Annotated in this window: 11 protein-coding genes; 3 read left to right on the plus strand and 8 right to left on the minus strand. The window is 58.1% G+C overall.

The genetic code is table 11. From position 1 onward, the window contains the following. On the plus strand, window positions 1–3,663 hold a 3,663-nt coding region (locus WA354_RS13570; protein WP_472813550.1), incomplete at its 5' end, for a UvrD-helicase domain-containing protein. Here the strand turns inward: WA354_RS13570 and WA354_RS13575 are convergent. The 5 genes from WA354_RS13575 to pstC form a co-directional block, all read right to left on the minus strand. Continuing rightward, window positions 3,660–5,477, minus strand: a complete 1,818-nt coding sequence (locus tag WA354_RS13575) for a MutS-related protein (protein WP_472813551.1) — start codon at window positions 5,475–5,477, stop codon at window positions 3,660–3,662. The two genes, WA354_RS13570 and WA354_RS13575, sit on opposite strands and share 4 nt — an antisense overlap. Before the next feature lie 83 nt (window positions 5,478–5,560). Continuing rightward, a complete protein-coding gene (gene phoU, locus WA354_RS13580; RefSeq protein WP_472813552.1) occupies window positions 5,561–6,259 on the minus strand; it encodes a phosphate signaling complex protein PhoU in 699 nt (232 codons plus the stop codon). Beyond that, window positions 6,256–7,014 carry a phosphate ABC transporter ATP-binding protein PstB gene (gene pstB, locus WA354_RS13585; protein ID WP_472810138.1) on the minus strand — a complete coding sequence of 253 codons (759 nt, stop codon included), beginning with the start codon at window positions 7,012–7,014 and terminating at the stop codon, window positions 6,256–6,258. Before pstB ends, phoU begins: the two co-directional genes overlap by 4 nt. Next, window positions 7,015–7,884 (minus strand): phosphate ABC transporter permease PstA, encoded by an 870-nt coding sequence (gene pstA, locus WA354_RS13590; RefSeq protein ID WP_472813553.1) that lies wholly within the window; start codon window positions 7,882–7,884, stop codon window positions 7,015–7,017. 75 nt (window positions 7,885–7,959) lie between these two features. Further along, on the minus strand, window positions 7,960–8,928 hold the full coding sequence (pstC, locus tag WA354_RS13595; RefSeq protein ID WP_472813554.1) for a phosphate ABC transporter permease subunit PstC: 969 nt from the start codon (window positions 8,926–8,928) through the stop codon (window positions 7,960–7,962). Between the two features lie 342 nt (window positions 8,929–9,270). On the opposite strand from pstC, the gene WA354_RS13600 reads away from it, so the two are divergent. Continuing rightward, on the plus strand, window positions 9,271–11,742 hold the full coding sequence (locus tag WA354_RS13600) for an alpha-L-rhamnosidase-related protein (RefSeq protein WP_472813555.1): 2,472 nt from the start codon (window positions 9,271–9,273) through the stop codon (window positions 11,740–11,742). 94 nt (window positions 11,743–11,836) lie between these two features. Then, the gene (locus tag WA354_RS13605; RefSeq protein ID WP_472813556.1) at window positions 11,837–12,916 is read left to right on the plus strand and encodes a LacI family DNA-binding transcriptional regulator; all 1,080 of its coding nucleotides are present in this window, start codon (window positions 11,837–11,839) and stop codon (window positions 12,914–12,916) included. A gap of 8 nt (window positions 12,917–12,924) precedes the next feature. Here the strand turns inward: WA354_RS13605 and WA354_RS13610 are convergent, their stop codons facing one another. From WA354_RS13610 to WA354_RS13620, 3 genes are all read right to left on the minus strand, one after another. Then, on the minus strand, window positions 12,925–13,131 hold the full coding sequence (locus tag WA354_RS13610; RefSeq protein ID WP_472813557.1) for a hypothetical protein: 207 nt from the start codon (window positions 13,129–13,131) through the stop codon (window positions 12,925–12,927). Window positions 13,132–13,208: 77 nt separating this feature from the next. Then, on the minus strand, window positions 13,209–14,525 hold the full coding sequence (locus WA354_RS13615) for a homoserine dehydrogenase (protein WP_472813558.1): 1,317 nt from the start codon (window positions 14,523–14,525) through the stop codon (window positions 13,209–13,211). 185 nt (window positions 14,526–14,710) lie between these two features. Next, window positions 14,711–16,333, minus strand: a 1,623-nt coding sequence (locus WA354_RS13620; RefSeq protein ID WP_472813559.1) for a TonB-dependent receptor plug domain-containing protein, incomplete at its 5' end; no start/stop codon positions are given.

A 16,333-nucleotide genomic window follows, 5' to 3' on the forward strand; every position in this document is an offset into this window, starting at 1 on the left:
AATAGCTTCGTGCTTTCCGCTGCCCCCGATCAGGATCAGCGCATCACCGCACTCGATCCGCAACGGTCGATCCTCGTTCAAGCGCCTGCCGGTTCAGGCAAAACCGATCTTCTCACCCGCCGATTCCTCCGCCTCCTCGCCGAAGTTGACGACCCCAGCCAGGTTGTCGCTATCACCTTCACAAAGGCCGCAGCCGCCGAGATGCGGCACCGCATCTTCGCCGAACTTGAGAAGGCTAGCGCTCGCCACGCGACTGAGTTGGATACAGATGAGTTCTCGATGGAGGCAATTGCAGTGCGCGCCCTCGAGCATTCACAGCTGCTCGACTGGCGTCTTCTTGAACTGGCTTCACAACTCCGCATATCGACGATCGACTCGTTCTGTCGCGACCTTGCCATCCAGGAACCCATCTACTCCGGCATCGGCAACAATCTGCAAATCAGCGAAAGACCGACTGAACTCTATCGCCGCGCTGCGCGCGCCACACTGGAGAAGCTTGGCAGTCCAACACATCCAGTTCTGAGCGGGGCAATTAAAGACCTTCTACTGTGGCGCGACAACGGCTGGAAAGAGTTGGAGGACCTCTTAGTCAAAATGCTCGGCCAGCGCGATCGCTGGATGCACACATTTGTTCTGAGCCAGGAACCGGATTGGAATGTAATTCGTGAACGGCTCGAACGACCGCTCGCCAACACCGTGCGCGCCACACTGGATAGCCTGACTCCCCTGCTGAATCAGGTTCCCGGAGTGGGCGAAGAAGCAATCGAGCTGGCGCAATTTGCTTGCACTCACGGCGGAAGCGATTTGCATCGGGACCTCGCCGAACTAGCCAACTTTCCTTATGGTCCGCATCAAGATAGCACCGCGCTTGAAGATGCCCGAAACGCATATCTCTGCCTGGCAAATCTGCTGCTGACCGGTGACGATCGCTTCCGCCGGCAATTCAATATTCGTCTCGGCTTTCCAAAAGAGCACACTGAAGAGAAGTTGCGAATCGAAGATCTGATTGAGCAACTCTCAGCCGTGCCCGGGCTGGAAGAGGCTCTTGCGTATGTCCGAAGACTACCGCCCGCCCGCTATACGGAAGAAGACTGGCAAATCGTTCGCGCCAGTTTCACTCTGCTCCGCCACGCCGCAGGCGAATTGAAGGCCGTCTTCGCGGAATCCGGTACGGTTGACTTCGTGGAAGTCGCACAGATCGCCCGGCACGTCCTGCTCGCCGAAGATCAGTTGCCATCCGATGCCGCACTCGCCGTTGCCGATGACATTCGCCACCTGCTCGTCGACGAATTCCAGGACACCAGCCGGCGACAGCACGAGTTCATCACCTCTCTCATCAAGGCCTGGGACGATCGCTCTGGCCGATCCATCTTCGTGGTCGGCGATCCCATGCAGTCCATTTATTTCTTCCGCGACGCCGAGGCCGAGCTGTTTCACCGCGTGAAAGAAAGAGGATTTGAATTCAGTGAAGAGGAATCCTTTCCTCTCCATCCCATCCAACTCACCGCGAATTTTCGCACCGATCCTCAACTTGTACTGCGCTTGAATGAAGCGTTCCAGAAAGTGTTTGCAGTTTCTGACGGAAGTGGAATCGAGTTCGCCAAAGCGGAACCCGCGCGTGGTCCATCCGCAGGCCCGGCACAGCGCTTTGAGCTTCATCTCGATTTCATACCGAGAACAAAACCCGGGAACGCAGGCGATCCCGACTCGGCACGCGTCCGGCAGCAAATCGCAGACAAGCGCGAGCATGCACGCAAGAAACAGATCAGCCAGGTTGTCACACTCATCCAAAGCCATCTCGATCGAATGGAAGCCGCACGCAGCGCCGGCAGGAAATACCGCGTCGCCGTTTTAGGCCGCGCGCGCAAGGCATTGGCTCCCATTGCGGCGGCTCTGCGCGAAGCCGGAATCCCAATGCGCGCAGTCGAACTGGAAAGCCTGAAAGATCGTCCTGAAATCCTGGATGCAGCTTCTCTTTGCCGGGCACTCTTCAACCGCGAAGACCGCTCCGCCTGGCTCGGCGTTCTGCGCGCGCCGTGGCGCGGCCTCAGTCTCGCCGAACTCCATGCCATCGCCGGTGCGGACGATGCATCCGGCCCGATGGCTCCCGTTGCGGAATTGCTTCGCGATCGGCTCGACCTGCTCTCAATCGAATCGCGCAACGCCTCGCAGCGCGTGCTCTCTGCTTTCGCATCCGTGGCGCATCTGCGAAACAAGCTTCCCGCCGCATCTCCCGGCACCATTCTGCAACAGCTCTGGCTCAGTCTCGGCGGTAACCTCTGCGTGGACGCGACTGGCCGCGCCAACCTTGACCTGTTCTGGAAGCTTCTCGACGAATTGCCGGGAGGCGAGCAGGATCTGACTGGCGCTGCCCTCGGCGCTGCTCTCGAAGACCTGTTCGCTCTGCCCGATCCCGCCACAAGCAGCGACTGCGGCGTCCAACTGATGACGATTCACAAGTCGAAGGGACTGGAGTTCGAAGTCGTCATTGTGCCCGATCTTCACGCACGCGGTGGAAGCAGCAAATCGGACCTGCTCTCGTGGCTCGAACGCGGGATCGCTGAGCCGGATGAATCGGGCGATCTAACCGAATTCCTCATCGCTCCAGTTCAGTTGAAAGGAGCCGATCCAGGCAAAGCCAGGCGATGGGTCGACAAGATTCGCCGCGAACGGGAATCGCAGGAGACACGCCGCATTCTCTACGTCGCCGCCACGCGCGCCCGGGAAGAGCTGCATCTTTTTGCCCAGCCTGCGTACAAAATCGACGACGACGGATCGTACTCCTTATTGGAACCACACAATTGTCTGCTGGCAACGGCATGGCCTGCCTTCGGCGATGAAATTCGCGCGCGCTTCGAAGAGTGGAATGCCGAGTGGAATGCTATCGCTCAAGCTTCTGGAGCGGCCAATGAACAAGTCGTCGACACCATTGCCGCGGCAGGGCACGACAATCTGCTGATCATGCCTTCACCGAGGCAGCCAACCTTCGTTCGCCGCCTCCCACCAGAATTCCAAAACACGCGCCTCGCTAGTCCGAACCTCGGCGCGCCGGAATCTGTCATCGGCCTTGAGGATGCGAATTCCTATCAGCGTCACGCGGGCGGACAGATTTCGCGCTCGCTCGGGAATGCCGTACACAAACTGCTCGAAGAACTGGCCCGCCTGCGCACGACGCTCGATTGGGATTCCGCACTGATCGCACTCGAATCCATCCGTCCCCGCATTACCGCATCGGTCCGTTCCGCAGGCCTTTCACTGCCTGCGGCTGAACAAGTAACTGCCCAGGCATTTGCCTGCGCTATCAATGCCGCGCGGGATGCCCATGGGCAGTGGATTCTCTCACCGCATGCTGAAGCCCTCAGCGAATCCGGCTGGGCAGGTATCGTTAGCGGTAATCTGCGCATGGTGCGCGTCGACCGACTTTTCCGCGCCGGCCCGGAGCCACTGCAATCCGGCAACAATGCCCTCTGGATCATCGACTATAAGACGGCGCACGACGAGAAACTCGACCCGGCATCGATGCTACCGGCATTCCGCACCACCTTCGCACCACAACTCGAGATGTACGCCAAAGTGTTGCGCAATTTGCACTCGTCAGACCTGCAGCTTCGCGCCGGGCTCTACTATCCGCGCATGTCGCTATTCGATTGGTGGGAGATCTAGCAGCGGGTCCCGGTACCCAAACCGATCGAGCGCATCAGTTCCAGCGCATTACTTGTCTTGACTACGCCCGGCTTGAGTTTGTAGTCGAAGATGAGCTTGCCATCCTCGAGCCTATCCTCAAAGTGGCAGTTCACCGCGCGGCCAACCATCGTGGCCGGAATCTCCGCGAGCGCCAGGTCGTGTGTGCTCACGATGCCAATCGCTCCACGATCCATAAGGCTGCGCACCACCAGTTTCGTTCCCTCCAGCCGATCGTGCGAGTTGGTCCCTGACAATAATTCATCCATCAGGAACAGCACGGGCACCGGCCCGGCAGAAAGCTCTTCCGCTACCTTCAGCTTGCGAATTTCTGCGTAGAATCGCGAGGTTCCGCCCGACAGAGAATCGAGTACACAAATCGAGGCCGCCACAGCCAGTGGCGACAACCTCAACGCGCTGGCCCTCACCGGCGCTCCACAATGAGCCAGCACCGCATTGATACCAACGCTGCGAATAAACGTGCTCTTCCCCGCCATGTTTGGCCCGCTCAGCACGATGAGTTGCAGCCCGTCGCCGAGCTTTACGTCATTGCGGATTGCTCTACTGACACTCAGCAGCGGATGGGTTAGTCCTTCCGCCTCAAAGAGCGGTCCCTTTTCAACAAACTGCGGTAAAACATCGCCCGGATGTTCGAATGCGTAACCCGCCAGCGCCGTCAGCGCCTCAAACTCTCCCACCGCATCGAGCCAGCTGCGAATGTGCGGGCCGAACTCCTGCTGCCACCCCTCCGCGAGAAAAACACATTGCGCGCTCCAGAACGTCACCGCATCCAGCAAACGCATCGCCGGATTTCTGCGCGACTCCAGGTAGCCCACAATGCGATCCAGCTTGCGAATCGCATCGGACGGCACAAAGTTCTCGTGCTTCAATCGAGTTTGAATCTCGCGCAACTTTGCTGCAGAAAACTGTCCCTGGTCGATGAGCCTCAAAACACCGGCAAGAACATCCAGATCATGCGTCGCTTCCTCAATCGCCTCCGAAGCTTCATCCCATCGCGTGTGCAAGCGATGTGCCCAGGCAAGATTCAGCGCGGAAATCGCCAGTGCCACCGCGCCCAGTCCCCACACTCCCCACGCCGCCATGCCAGCGATCCACAATGCACCCAGCGCTGTGGTTGTTATGCGTAATCGTGCAATTCCGAGAATAGGCTTGCGTTCTCCCCATCTCGCCAGCGAATCGGGATGCACTCCGGCTCGCACCGTCTCGCCAATGCAGAATAGTTCCTCACGCAATTTCACTCGCCCGCTCAAATCGTGGAGGGCGCCGTGTCGAGCCACTATGTCTTCAACAGGGGCCGCCGCCAGTAGCCACGCCGCCAACTTCTCTTCACCTGCTCGGGTGCGCGCCGTGCAAAGCAGCTCAAAGAGCGATGCCTTTCCAAAAAGATCCAGATCCCGAGCGTACGGATGCGACTGGTCAAGGAAACGGTCTCCTGTCTCGCCCGTTCCTGCCCAGCGATCTGCAATGCGCGCAATGCCGCGCTCGTAGAACTCGATCGCCCGATGCCGCAGTCGAATCTGCTGAAGCCGCTTCTCATGCAGCACGGCGAGAAAGGCGAAGGCTACCGCAGGTACCAGTAGCAACCAAAGGAATTTGATGTAGTAAAGGAGAACCACCGCAGCGGCGATCGTTACAAAGGCTACCGCCACCTTTGCGTATCCCAGCAGCCGCTCTTGCGCCTGGTCGGCCGCCTGTGCGCTCCGCAATTCCTGCAACCGCACGGAATACAACGCCGCAGGCTCAGCGTTACCCCGCGTTGTCTCGTTCGCGTCCATTACGCACTCCGCCGCTTCCCCTCAAGACTAACGCAGCGGAGTTGGAATTGTGGTCGAGACCGTTGCTTCGAGATCGCGGCCGGTCAGCCGGCAGCTTCAGCAGCCTTCTTCTGCGCCATCACGCTTTTATGGTGGCGCACGTCGGAGCCTTCAATCCAGAAGATCACATCCTCGGCGATGTTCGTCGCATGATCGGCCACCCGTTCCAACGCGCGGCAGATCATCAGGGCATTCAGGGCCTGCGGAGCAATGTGGCTTTGCTCCTCCATCACCTTCGTCAGCGACTTGTATGCCGCGCGATTCATCGTATCGACGGCATCATCCATCGTCAGCACTGCGCGCGCCAGTTCGGGATCGGCCTCAATAAACGACTGCAAGCTTTTTCGTACCATCTCTGAGGAGAGCGTTGCCATCCGCGGGATATCGACGGGCAGCTCCGGCACTGCAGCCATCTGCTCCATGTTGCGGACGCGTTCGCTGATGCTCTTTGCAGAGTCGCCCACGCGCTCAAGGTCGGCATTGATCTTGATCACGCTCAGGATAAAACGCAGATCGATGGCCATTGGCTGCTCCATGGCCAGCAGATCCAGCGCCGCCTGGTCGATGTCGCGTTCCAATCGGTTGATCGCCAATTCGCTCCGGCTCACCAGGTCGCAGATCGAAAGATCGCGCACCCGGTACGCCTCAATGGCCCGCTGAATGGCCTGCTCGGCCATGCCGGCCATCACCAGCAGGTTCTCCTTCAACTGGTCCAAGCTCTGTTGGAAGCGAATACGTGTCATCCGAACCTGCCCGTGATGTAATCCTCAGTGCGCTTGTCGCTGGGGTTTGTGAAGATCTTGTGCGTCGAATCGAACTCCACCATGCGCCCATTCAGAAAGAAGCCGGTCTTCTCGGCCACGCGGGCCGCCTGTTGCATGTTGTGGGTCACAATCACGATAGTGTACTGCGATTTCAACTGAAAGATCAGGTCTTCTATTTTCGAAGTAGATACGGGGTCCAGTGCTGAAGCCGGCTCATCCATCAGCAGCACTTCGGGATCGACCGCCAGAGCCCGCGCAATGCATAGACGCTGTTGCTGTCCGCCGGAAAGGCTCGCGCCTGACTTCGACTTCAGATCGTCTTTGACTTCGTCCCACAGCGCTGAGTTCTTCAGCGAACGTTCGACGATCTCATCCAGCGCGCGACGATTGGAATATCCGTTCAGTTTCAGTCCCGATGCCACGTTGTCGTAAATCGACATGGTCGGAAATGGATTTGGCCGCTGAAACACCATCCCAACGCGCCGGCGAATCTCCACCGGCTTGGCATCGCTGTAGATGTCGATCTCACCAATGCGTACGGTTCCCGTTACGCGCGCGATTGGATTTGTCTCGTGCATCCGATTCAGGCAGCGCACAAACGTGCTCTTGCCACAACCGGATGGACCAATCAGCGCAGTCGCATGATTGGCCGGAATGTTCAGGTTGATGTCCTGCAGCGTGTGGTTGGTTCCATACCACGCATTCAGGTTGGTCACCTCGATGCCAACGCCCACCTAACTTGCCCCTTTCAGAACTCCGCGGCTAGTCACATACCGGACCAGTGAAACCGCAATTACAATCAATGCAATCAGCACTAGAGCTCCCGCCCAGGCGAGCCGATGCTGGTCCTCGTACGGACCGGTTGCGTAAACCCAGATCTGTAAAGGCAACGCTTCAATGGGCCGATTCGGATCCGTGCTCCAGAATGAATTGCCAAGCGCTGTAAAGATCAGCGGTGCTGTTTCGCCTGCCACACGCGCAAATGCCAGCATGCATCCGGTGATAATTCCCGGCGAGGCAGTCTTCACGGTGATCGAAAGGACTGAGCGCCAATTTGGCAACCCCAATCCCAGCGCCGCCTCACGAATATTGTTTGGCACCATCAGCAGCATCTCTTCCGACGTCCGCGCTACCGTGGGAATCATCATGATTCCCAGTGCCACTCCGCCGGAGTATGCCGAAAAATGTCCCGTCGGTACAACAATCAGCGAATATGCCGCCAGGCCCATCACAATCGACGGAACCCCGTTCAGCACATCTGCTGTGAACCGGATAGCAGTGGCCAGCCTTGTGCCGCGTCCGAACTCTGCCAGGTAGATTCCAGCACCAATGCCAATCGGCACGCCGATCACACTCGCAATTCCCAGCAGCACGGCCGAACCCACAATCGCATTCGCCATGCCGCCGCCCGATTCGCCTTCCGGAACCGGATTCTGCAGGAAGAACGCCAGGTTCAACGAACGAGCGCCTTTGATCAACAAGTAAACAAAAATCGCAATGAGGGGAACGATCACCAGCACCGTGGCCAGTATCGCTAACCCGGATACCGCACGATCGGTCGCTGCTCGGAATCCTGATCGAAAGCTCGAAGTCGTCGTTCCCAATCCCTTTTTCTCCTGCTCGCTTATCCCTTGAATCTATTTCCTGTCGCCTGAGCGGATCCCCAACTCCCCGTCTCTTTAGTGTGCGCTGGCCGGTGCGCCGCGCGTGACTGCCCATACCAGCAGACGAGCAATGGCATTCACGATAATTGTGACAACGAACAGAGCCAGGCCGATCTCGATCAGCGAGCTGCGATGCAGGTCGCTTACTGCCTCACTAAACTCGTTCGCGATTACCGACGCCATCGAACTCCCATTGGACAGCAGCGATTTGCTGATCTCAGGCGTATTGCCGATCACCATGGTGACCGCCATGGTCTCGCCCAGTGCACGTCCCAGCCCGAGGATCACAGCGCCCACGATGCCTATTCGGGCATTGCGCAGCACGCCCATGCGGATCATCTCCCACCGCGTCGCCCCCAGCGCCAGCACCGCTTCACGCTGCGAATGCGGAACCGCCATCATTACTTCGCGAGTCAACGACGAGATAATCGGCAAAATCATGATTGCCAGAATGACAGCCGCCGCGACATAGCCCAGTCCCGTGGGATTGTCATCGACAAATAGTCGTGTCCACCCGAGATATTTCACGAGGAGCGGATTCACATACTGCCGCAGCAACGGGACCAAAACGAAGACAGCCCAAAGGCCATAAATAATACTTGGAATTGCAGCCAGCAATTCCGTTACAAACGCTAGCGGACCGCGCAGAATTTTGGGGCACATCTCCGTGAGGAAGATCGCCAGTCCGATCGCCAGGGGAACTGCGATTACAAGCGAAAGGAGCGACGACACCAGCGTGCCGTAGATAAACGGCAGGGCGCTGAAGTGTCCGTTCACTGGGTCCCAGTAGCTGGTCTGTCCCGAAATCGGATCGTGCGCCGGAGGCATGAAGAAGAAACGGAATCCGAAGCTATGCCAAGCCACGCTTGAGCGCAGCATCAGCTCTGACAAGATCAGCACCACGATGCCGAAAATGCTCAAGGCACAAAGCACCATCAACACACGAAAGCCGCGGTCCGCAAGAGCCGAATTTCCCCGCGCCATCAGAAACTTGCGGACGTCAGAGACCTCGTTCCGGGGCGCCTCTGCGGTTCGCTCCGTGACCGAAACTTTTGGAGGAGATGGAGTTGGAGGTTGAGACACGCGTATCTCAGGCACTTGTAGGCTCACCATCCGTAAGGCTACCGGCCAAAGATGAATAGAAGGTTACAGCGCTGCTAAATCAAACGCATACAATGCACTTCTGGCGGAAAATCCTCTTCCTTCGATCCCGCCAATTGAACGGCGATCCCAATCCTGGTCTTCGACCCAAAGAACGTCCTGGTTCTGCTCCAGACGCCCGGCTTCCTATAAGCTGATCTCCTGGAATCCATTAGGCCTGACTCTATGCGCCAAATCCCACTCATCTTCGCCCTCGCGCTCGCGCCACTCAATGCCTTTTCCCAAACCACGCCGCCGGTCGATCCACCTCATCATGAATGGAAGGCTGCCTGGGTCACTCACCCGACTGCGCCCTTGCGCGAACCACTCGTGCTCCATTTCCGCCGCACGTTGGATCTGCCATCCGTACCGGCCGCCTACATGGTTCGGGTCAGCGCCGACAACCGCTTCATCCTCCTCGTCAATGGCCACCGCGTTGGAGACGGACCCGCGCGAGGCGACCTGAACCACTGGCGCTACGAACGCTTTGACCTGGCCCCTTACCTTCAGCCGGGCCACAACCTTATCACCGCGACGGTCTGGAACTTCGGCATTTACGCTCCCGTCGCCCAGATGAGCGACCGCACCGCCTTCCTGCTTGAAAGCGAAGCTACCGGCTCTACCGGCATCAGCACCCCCGACGGCTGGCTCGTCGAAGAGGAATCCGGTCACCGCCCCCTCGACCGCTCGACCGTAACGATAAAGACCTACTTCGCCTCCGGCCCGGGCGAAGAGATCGACGCCTCAAAATATGACTGGAACTGGAATACAGAAACCCCCGGTCCAAACTGGGCCCCAGCCGCCTCGCCAATGCGCGATAGCGTCTTCGAAGGTGTCAATCACCCCCACTCCGCCGATACCACCGGCGACAATCCATGGGGGCTGATCCCGGACGAGCTCCCGAATATGGAATACACGCCGACAGAGACCGGCATTCCCGAAATCGCTCAAATTCCCTCCGGCCTAACCATCTACAGAGAATCCAATAGCAAAGAATTCATCCATGTATGGGAAAGGATTGAAGGTTTTCCGAAGGACTCGATCGGCTTGAATGCGAATAGCCATCTTCGCCTCACCCTCGACCGCAAAACCCTCACCACCGCCTACCCCGAACTTACCGTCTCCGGCGGCAAAGGTTCCCGCATCGTCCTCACCTACTCCGAAGCCCTCTATGACAATAAAGAACACAAAGGTGACCGCGACGCCCTCACCTACACCGGCGCCGACGGAAAGGAGCACCCCCGCCAAGCCCTCGGACTCACCGACAGCTTTCTCCCCGACGGCGGCCAGCACCGCACCTTCATGCCCCTCTGGTGGCGCACCTGGCGCTATCTCGACCTCGACATCACCACTGGCTCCGACCCGCTTACGCTCGAATCACTAAAGGCTTACTTCACCGCATACCCATTCGAAGAACGCGCCAAATTCGAATCCGCCGACCCCGATCTCGACAAAATCTGGCAAACAAGCTGGCGCACTGCACGCGTCGATGCCCATGAAACCTACATGGACACGCCCTACTACGAGCAGCTTCAGTACATCGGCGACACGCGCATCCAGGCCCTCATCTCCTACACCGTAGCCGGCGACGACCGACTCGCTCGCCAGGCCATCACCGCGTTCGACGACTCTCGGATTCCCGAAGGCATCACGCGCAGCCGCTACCCGAGCAATCTTCCGCAAAACATCCCGACCTTCTCCCTGCTCTGGATCGGCATGCTCCACGACTACTGGATGTACCGGCCCGATCCTGAGTTCATTCGCGATCACTTCCCCGGCGAGCGCGACGTGCTCGGATGGTTCTCGCATTACGAGGCTCCCGATGGACTTCTCGAAGAACTGCCCTGGTGGAGTTTCATCGACTGGGTGCCTTCGGGCACAATCCCGACCTATGACGCGCGCGGCGAGTCATGCATCACCACGCTTCAATATTTAGGCGCGCTCATCGACGCCGCCGATCTCGAGCGCAATCTCGGCGACCCGATTCTGGCTACCCGCTACCAGTCCAAAATCGAGCGAGTGCGAACAGGTCTTACCGCCAAATGCTGGGTACCATCGCGGGGCCTCCTTGCCGACAATCCCGACCAGAAGATATTCAGCCAGCAGGCCAATATCCTCGGCGTCCTTTATGACGTCATTCCCAAAGACCGTCAGCAGGACGTCCTGCGCCGGATGCTCGCCATCGAACCAGGCACCACGCCAGACGGCGTGCTCTCCGCCTCCTACTACTTTCGCTTCTACCTGGCACGCGCGCTTGACCACGCCGGCATGGCGGACACTTACCTCAAGTCGCTCGACCCTTGGCGCAAACTTCTGCCCATGCACTTCAGCACCTGGCCCGAAATCCCTGGAGACACCCGCTCTGACTCCCACGCCTGGTCCGCACACCCCATTTACGACATGCTCACCCTCGTTGCCGGCATTGAGCCCGCCAGCCCGGGCTTCGCCACAGTCCGCATAGCACCGCATCTCGGCCCGCTCGACCACCTCACGGCCACATTCCCCCATCCCCTTGGTGAAATCAGGGTCGAGTACCACCGTGAGGGCTCCGGCTTGACCGCGACCATTGCTCTTCCAGCTACCCTTGCCGGCAACTTCATCTATAACGGCATTACTCAGCCGCTCAGGCCAGGACTCAACAAGATTCAGATCAAATAACGACAATGCTTTCCGTGGTTACCCCTCAAGAAAATCGATGTATTGGCCGCGAGCGACTGTTTCTTGTTTCTCGTAAACGTGCTACAACTTCCACATGGCAAGAAGTAAAGATGCGACGCCATCTGGGCACGTCAACTTAAGAACACTTGCTGAACACCTGGAGCTGTCACAGACCACCGTTTCACTGGTTCTCAATAACTCTCCGTCAGCGAAGTCGATCCCACAGGAGACACGCAACCGTGTGCTCGAGGCGGCAACACGCCTCAACTACCGGCCGAACTACTTCGCCAGATCCCTGCGCCAGAGTCGCTCCATGTCAGTCGGCGTTCTCGCACCCGATTTGAGCGAGGGCTATTTCACCCGTGTGATGAGCGGCGTCGTCCAGGAACTGACCAACGCACATTACTTCTATTTCACCGCCTGCCACGACTGGAAACGCGAATTGATTGAGCAGTATCCGCGTATGCTCGTCGAACGCGCCGTCGATGGCTTCCTGCTTTTGAACACTCCTGCCGACCAGATTGAAGTTCCGGTTCCTGTAGTAGCCATCTCCGCTCACAGTGAAGTGCAGAACGTCACCAACATCGTTCTCGATCACCACAAGGCAGTCGAAACCGCGCTCGTACACCTTTACCAACTCGGTCATCGCCGCATCGCTTTCATGCGCGGTCCCAAGGCCATCCCCGACTCCGACTACCGCTGGCAAAGCATCCAGCAAGTCGCCGGCGAAATCAGCCTGCCTATCGACCCCGCCCTCGTTATTCGCATCGATTCCGTGGGTTGGTCCATGAAAACCGGCCAGCACCCGATGGCGCCCGAAATCGGATACAAGCCGATGCAGAGCCTGCTTGAAAAGACGCGCGACTTCACCGCAATCTTCTGCTTCAACGACATCGCTGCCATTGGCGCCATCCGCGCGCTTAAAGACGCGGGTCTGCACGTTCCTGAAGACGTGTCAGTCGTCGGATTCGATGACATTCAGTCGGCCGCTTACTCCACGCCGTCTCTCACCACGGTGCGTCAGCCACTCTTTGAAATGGGCCAGCGCGGAGCGCAGATTCTGCTCGAACGCATCGCCAATCGCGAGGCACCCTACGCTTCAGAAGTTGTCATGGCGCCTGAACTTGTCGTCCGCGAATCTACCGGCCCGGCGAGCGCCAAGCCCTCTGATTGAATCGCGACTTATTTGCAGAAGGACTCAAACCACCGGCTGATATATACCTGCGCATGCGCTTCGCCGCAATAGTGGCGCGCATGGGGCTTGTCTGCGGCTTCCTTCGCCCACTTGAAGACCGTAAGCTGAGTGTCGCTGCAATGAATCACGACCCATCGGACAGGCCTTTCGCTCTCCTCGCCGCAAATCTCACACCGATAAATCGTGTCAATCACCCGTAACCTCCGCAAAACTGATCCTGCCCCGTGAAACCTGCCCCGTGAAACCTGCCCCCTGAAACCTGACCCCTTCTCTATTCCAGCATCTGCAAATCCAGCGGCGACTCCAGCAGGCAATCCATCTTGCCGATCTCCGCCAGCGCCCGCTTCAAAGCAGACGATTTGCACGGTTCCACCGTCACAACAAACGGCAACGCCTCGGCGGGATAACCGGGCTTCTGCACAATAGCCCGGATGTTGATCCGCTCGCGGGCAAGCGCCCCGGTAATTTCTGAAACAATCCCCGGCCGATCCACCACCAGAAAGCGAATGTAGTGCGGCACTTCAAACTCCGCGCCGATTTTCGCCGGAACCGAAGGAATCGCCACGCGGCGCGACCCATGCGCCAGGGCCAGCAGATCACTCACCACCGCAACGGCTGTCGGATGGCCGCCGGCACCGTGTCCTGAAAACACCACGTCGCCACCATAGCGTCCTGTTAGGATCACCATGTTCTCGGTGCCGCGTGACCACGCCAGCGGCGAATTCCTGTCTACCAGCATCGGCCCGACCGTCGCAGCCACGGCTCCATCGCGCTCCTCGGCCCGCGCCACCTGGCGAATCGTGCAATTCAAATCCCGCGCATAACTGAAGTCCACGGCGGTCACGCTGGTGATCGGTTGCGGCACAATCTCATCCGGATCCACCACAACGCGCAGCGCCAACCGCATTAAGATCGCCAGCTTCGACCGCGCGTCAAATCCGCCCACATCCTCAGTCGGATCCGCCTCTGCATAGCCCTTTGTCTGCGCCTCGGCTAGCACCGCCGCGTACTCGGCTCCCGCCTCCATCTTGCTCAGAATGAAATTGCATGTGCCGTTCAAGATCCCTTGCATACGTGCAATGTGGTCGCCGGCGAGCCCCTGTTCGAGACCCGGAATCACTGGAATACCTCCGGCCACCGCGGCGCCGTACTTCAAATGTCCGCCCCGTGCCGCTGCCAGCCGCTCCAGTTCTACCCCGTGATAGGCAATCAATTTCTTGTTCGCCGTAACCACGCTCTTGCCCGCTTCAATCGCGCGCCGTGCCCAGGTGCCCGCCGGATCGAGCCCGCCCACCAGCTCCACGATCACGTCCACATCCGACGCGAGAACCGATTCCCAGTCTTCGCTCCACACCACGCTTTTCGGAACCCAATCCGCCTTTTTCCGCGCGACGTTACGGTTGTATATGTGCGTCAGTTCGAGTCCGTCAGGCTTCGATTCCAACAAGATCCGGGCCACCGAGCTGCCCACAGTACCGAATCCAAATAAGGCTATGCGCAACGGGGCACGTTCTTTCGACGCGGGGGCGGATGACTCTCTCTCCGAGACAGGGGTTTTCACTTGAGACGGCATTGAACCTTTCAGCATGGAATCGGGAAACGAGATGCATCGATGATACCTGAAGGCCGCACGCTTCCTCGAACCGCGGATACTCCAAAGTGCTTACCGGAGGTTTCCCGGATTCCGCGATTTTCTCCGTTCCGATCTTGCATTTGTCCAGATATGCTGCGCGACTTGGACCCATTCTGTGAGGCCGCGCAGGTTGGCTTCGCCTAGAATTTGAATCGGTAGCGCATTTCGCCATAAATCTGTCGTGGATCGTTAAAGTGGAAGCCGCCAAAGGTGAGGCTGTTGTCGAGAAGAACCCGATGATTGGTCACATTCAAACAAGTGGCAGACAAGGATATTCGTTCGCCAATATCCTTTGCGGCGGACAAATCAAAGGTCGTATGTGCAGGCAGGTAGGCTCCTGAGTATGGCGACGGTGGATCCTGGTCTCCGTTTGTGAATCCAGAGCCATAGTAGACATTTGTCGAAGCGTAGATGCGTTTCGGAAGAGTCGCGTTAAAACCGGCATTCAGAGTGTTGCGCTGGTCGTGGTCCACCGGCGTATAGTCGAATCCCGCGTCGCATGCCGGCGATCCAACGGGAATACAGACGAGTCCGCCAGTGATGTTGCCGCGCTGTTGGGCAATCTGGTTGGAATAGGCAAGATGGGCTTGCCCCAAGCGCCAGATGCGAGGAGAGCGGAGGGTCAATTCCCATGCCTGGATTAGCGCTCCATCTACCGTGACCGGATAATAGATGCTCGAATTCCCGATGTTCGAGTGGTCGAGAAAGTTGTTAACTCGGTTCTGAAATGTATCGGCGTCGAGAAGCCAGCCTTTATACGGTATCTGCACTCCGAACTGGTATTCTTCGTCGCGCTCCCCTTTGAGGGGAACAAAGTCTGTGTTGTTCGCGTTCGCGTAGTCAATCACGGGGCCTGACGCAGTCAGAAGTGGCGGAGGCTGATAGTACTTTCCCCAGAAGCCACGGAGCACCCAATGAAGCTTTGGTATTTCGAGCGCGATTCCAACTCTGGGATCAATCTGGTTTTCGGTGATGCTCGAGATGAAGTTCGACTGTCGAAGGCCAGCTATGAGGGTGAGCCACGGAGTTGCCTTGAAGTTGTCGGATACATATTCCTCGATGAGCCCGCCGCTGGCTGAGTCGGTGGTCCGGAAATTCTCAAAGCTGCCGTCGTTGAAAATGGCGCCGAACACATAGCTGTCATGCTGACCCCAACTGTAGATGCCGGCTTGAACGGTATTTCGCGCGATGTTGGTGTTCACTGCTGCTTGAACGCCGCCGTAATTGGATGCCCTGTCCGACGTCGTGGCAACGGGATAATCATTCGGATTAGCCGAATAGTTGGAGCTGTTGTAGTGGTAAAACGGCGAGATTTCCAGCATGGTCGAGGTGCTGTACGTATGCGCCCAGGTGACCGTGGACAATCCGTCGGTCTCGTGCTGTCCGTCCCTTAAACCTTGCGAGGGGTAGAGCTGATTCTGATAGCTGTCGGGATCTGGGTCATAAGGTATCTGAAAATAGTCGGCACGAAGCTGACCGACCACACGGAACTGGTCCTGTGGCGTTCGGTTATAGATCAATGACGTAAAGCCCCCGTAGCCGTTGGCAGCGTCGTGGTACACCTCGCTGATAGGCGGAGCTAGCCCGTAGTTAGTGCGGGTTCCGTTGAGGCTGGCATAGTAGGCGAATTTCTCGGAATGGCTACCGAATCTGATCTGGTCGTTGGTTTGCCAGAAGTTTCCAAGGCTAAGGATCAAATCCCCTTCTCGGTTGAGCTCAAATCCGTTGCGCGGGGCAACATTGAAAGCCCCATACGTGCGATC

The sequence above is a fragment of the Occallatibacter sp. genome, assembly GCF_049802275.1.
Taxonomy (GTDB): Bacteria; Acidobacteriota; Terriglobia; order Terriglobales; family Acidobacteriaceae; genus Telmatobacter.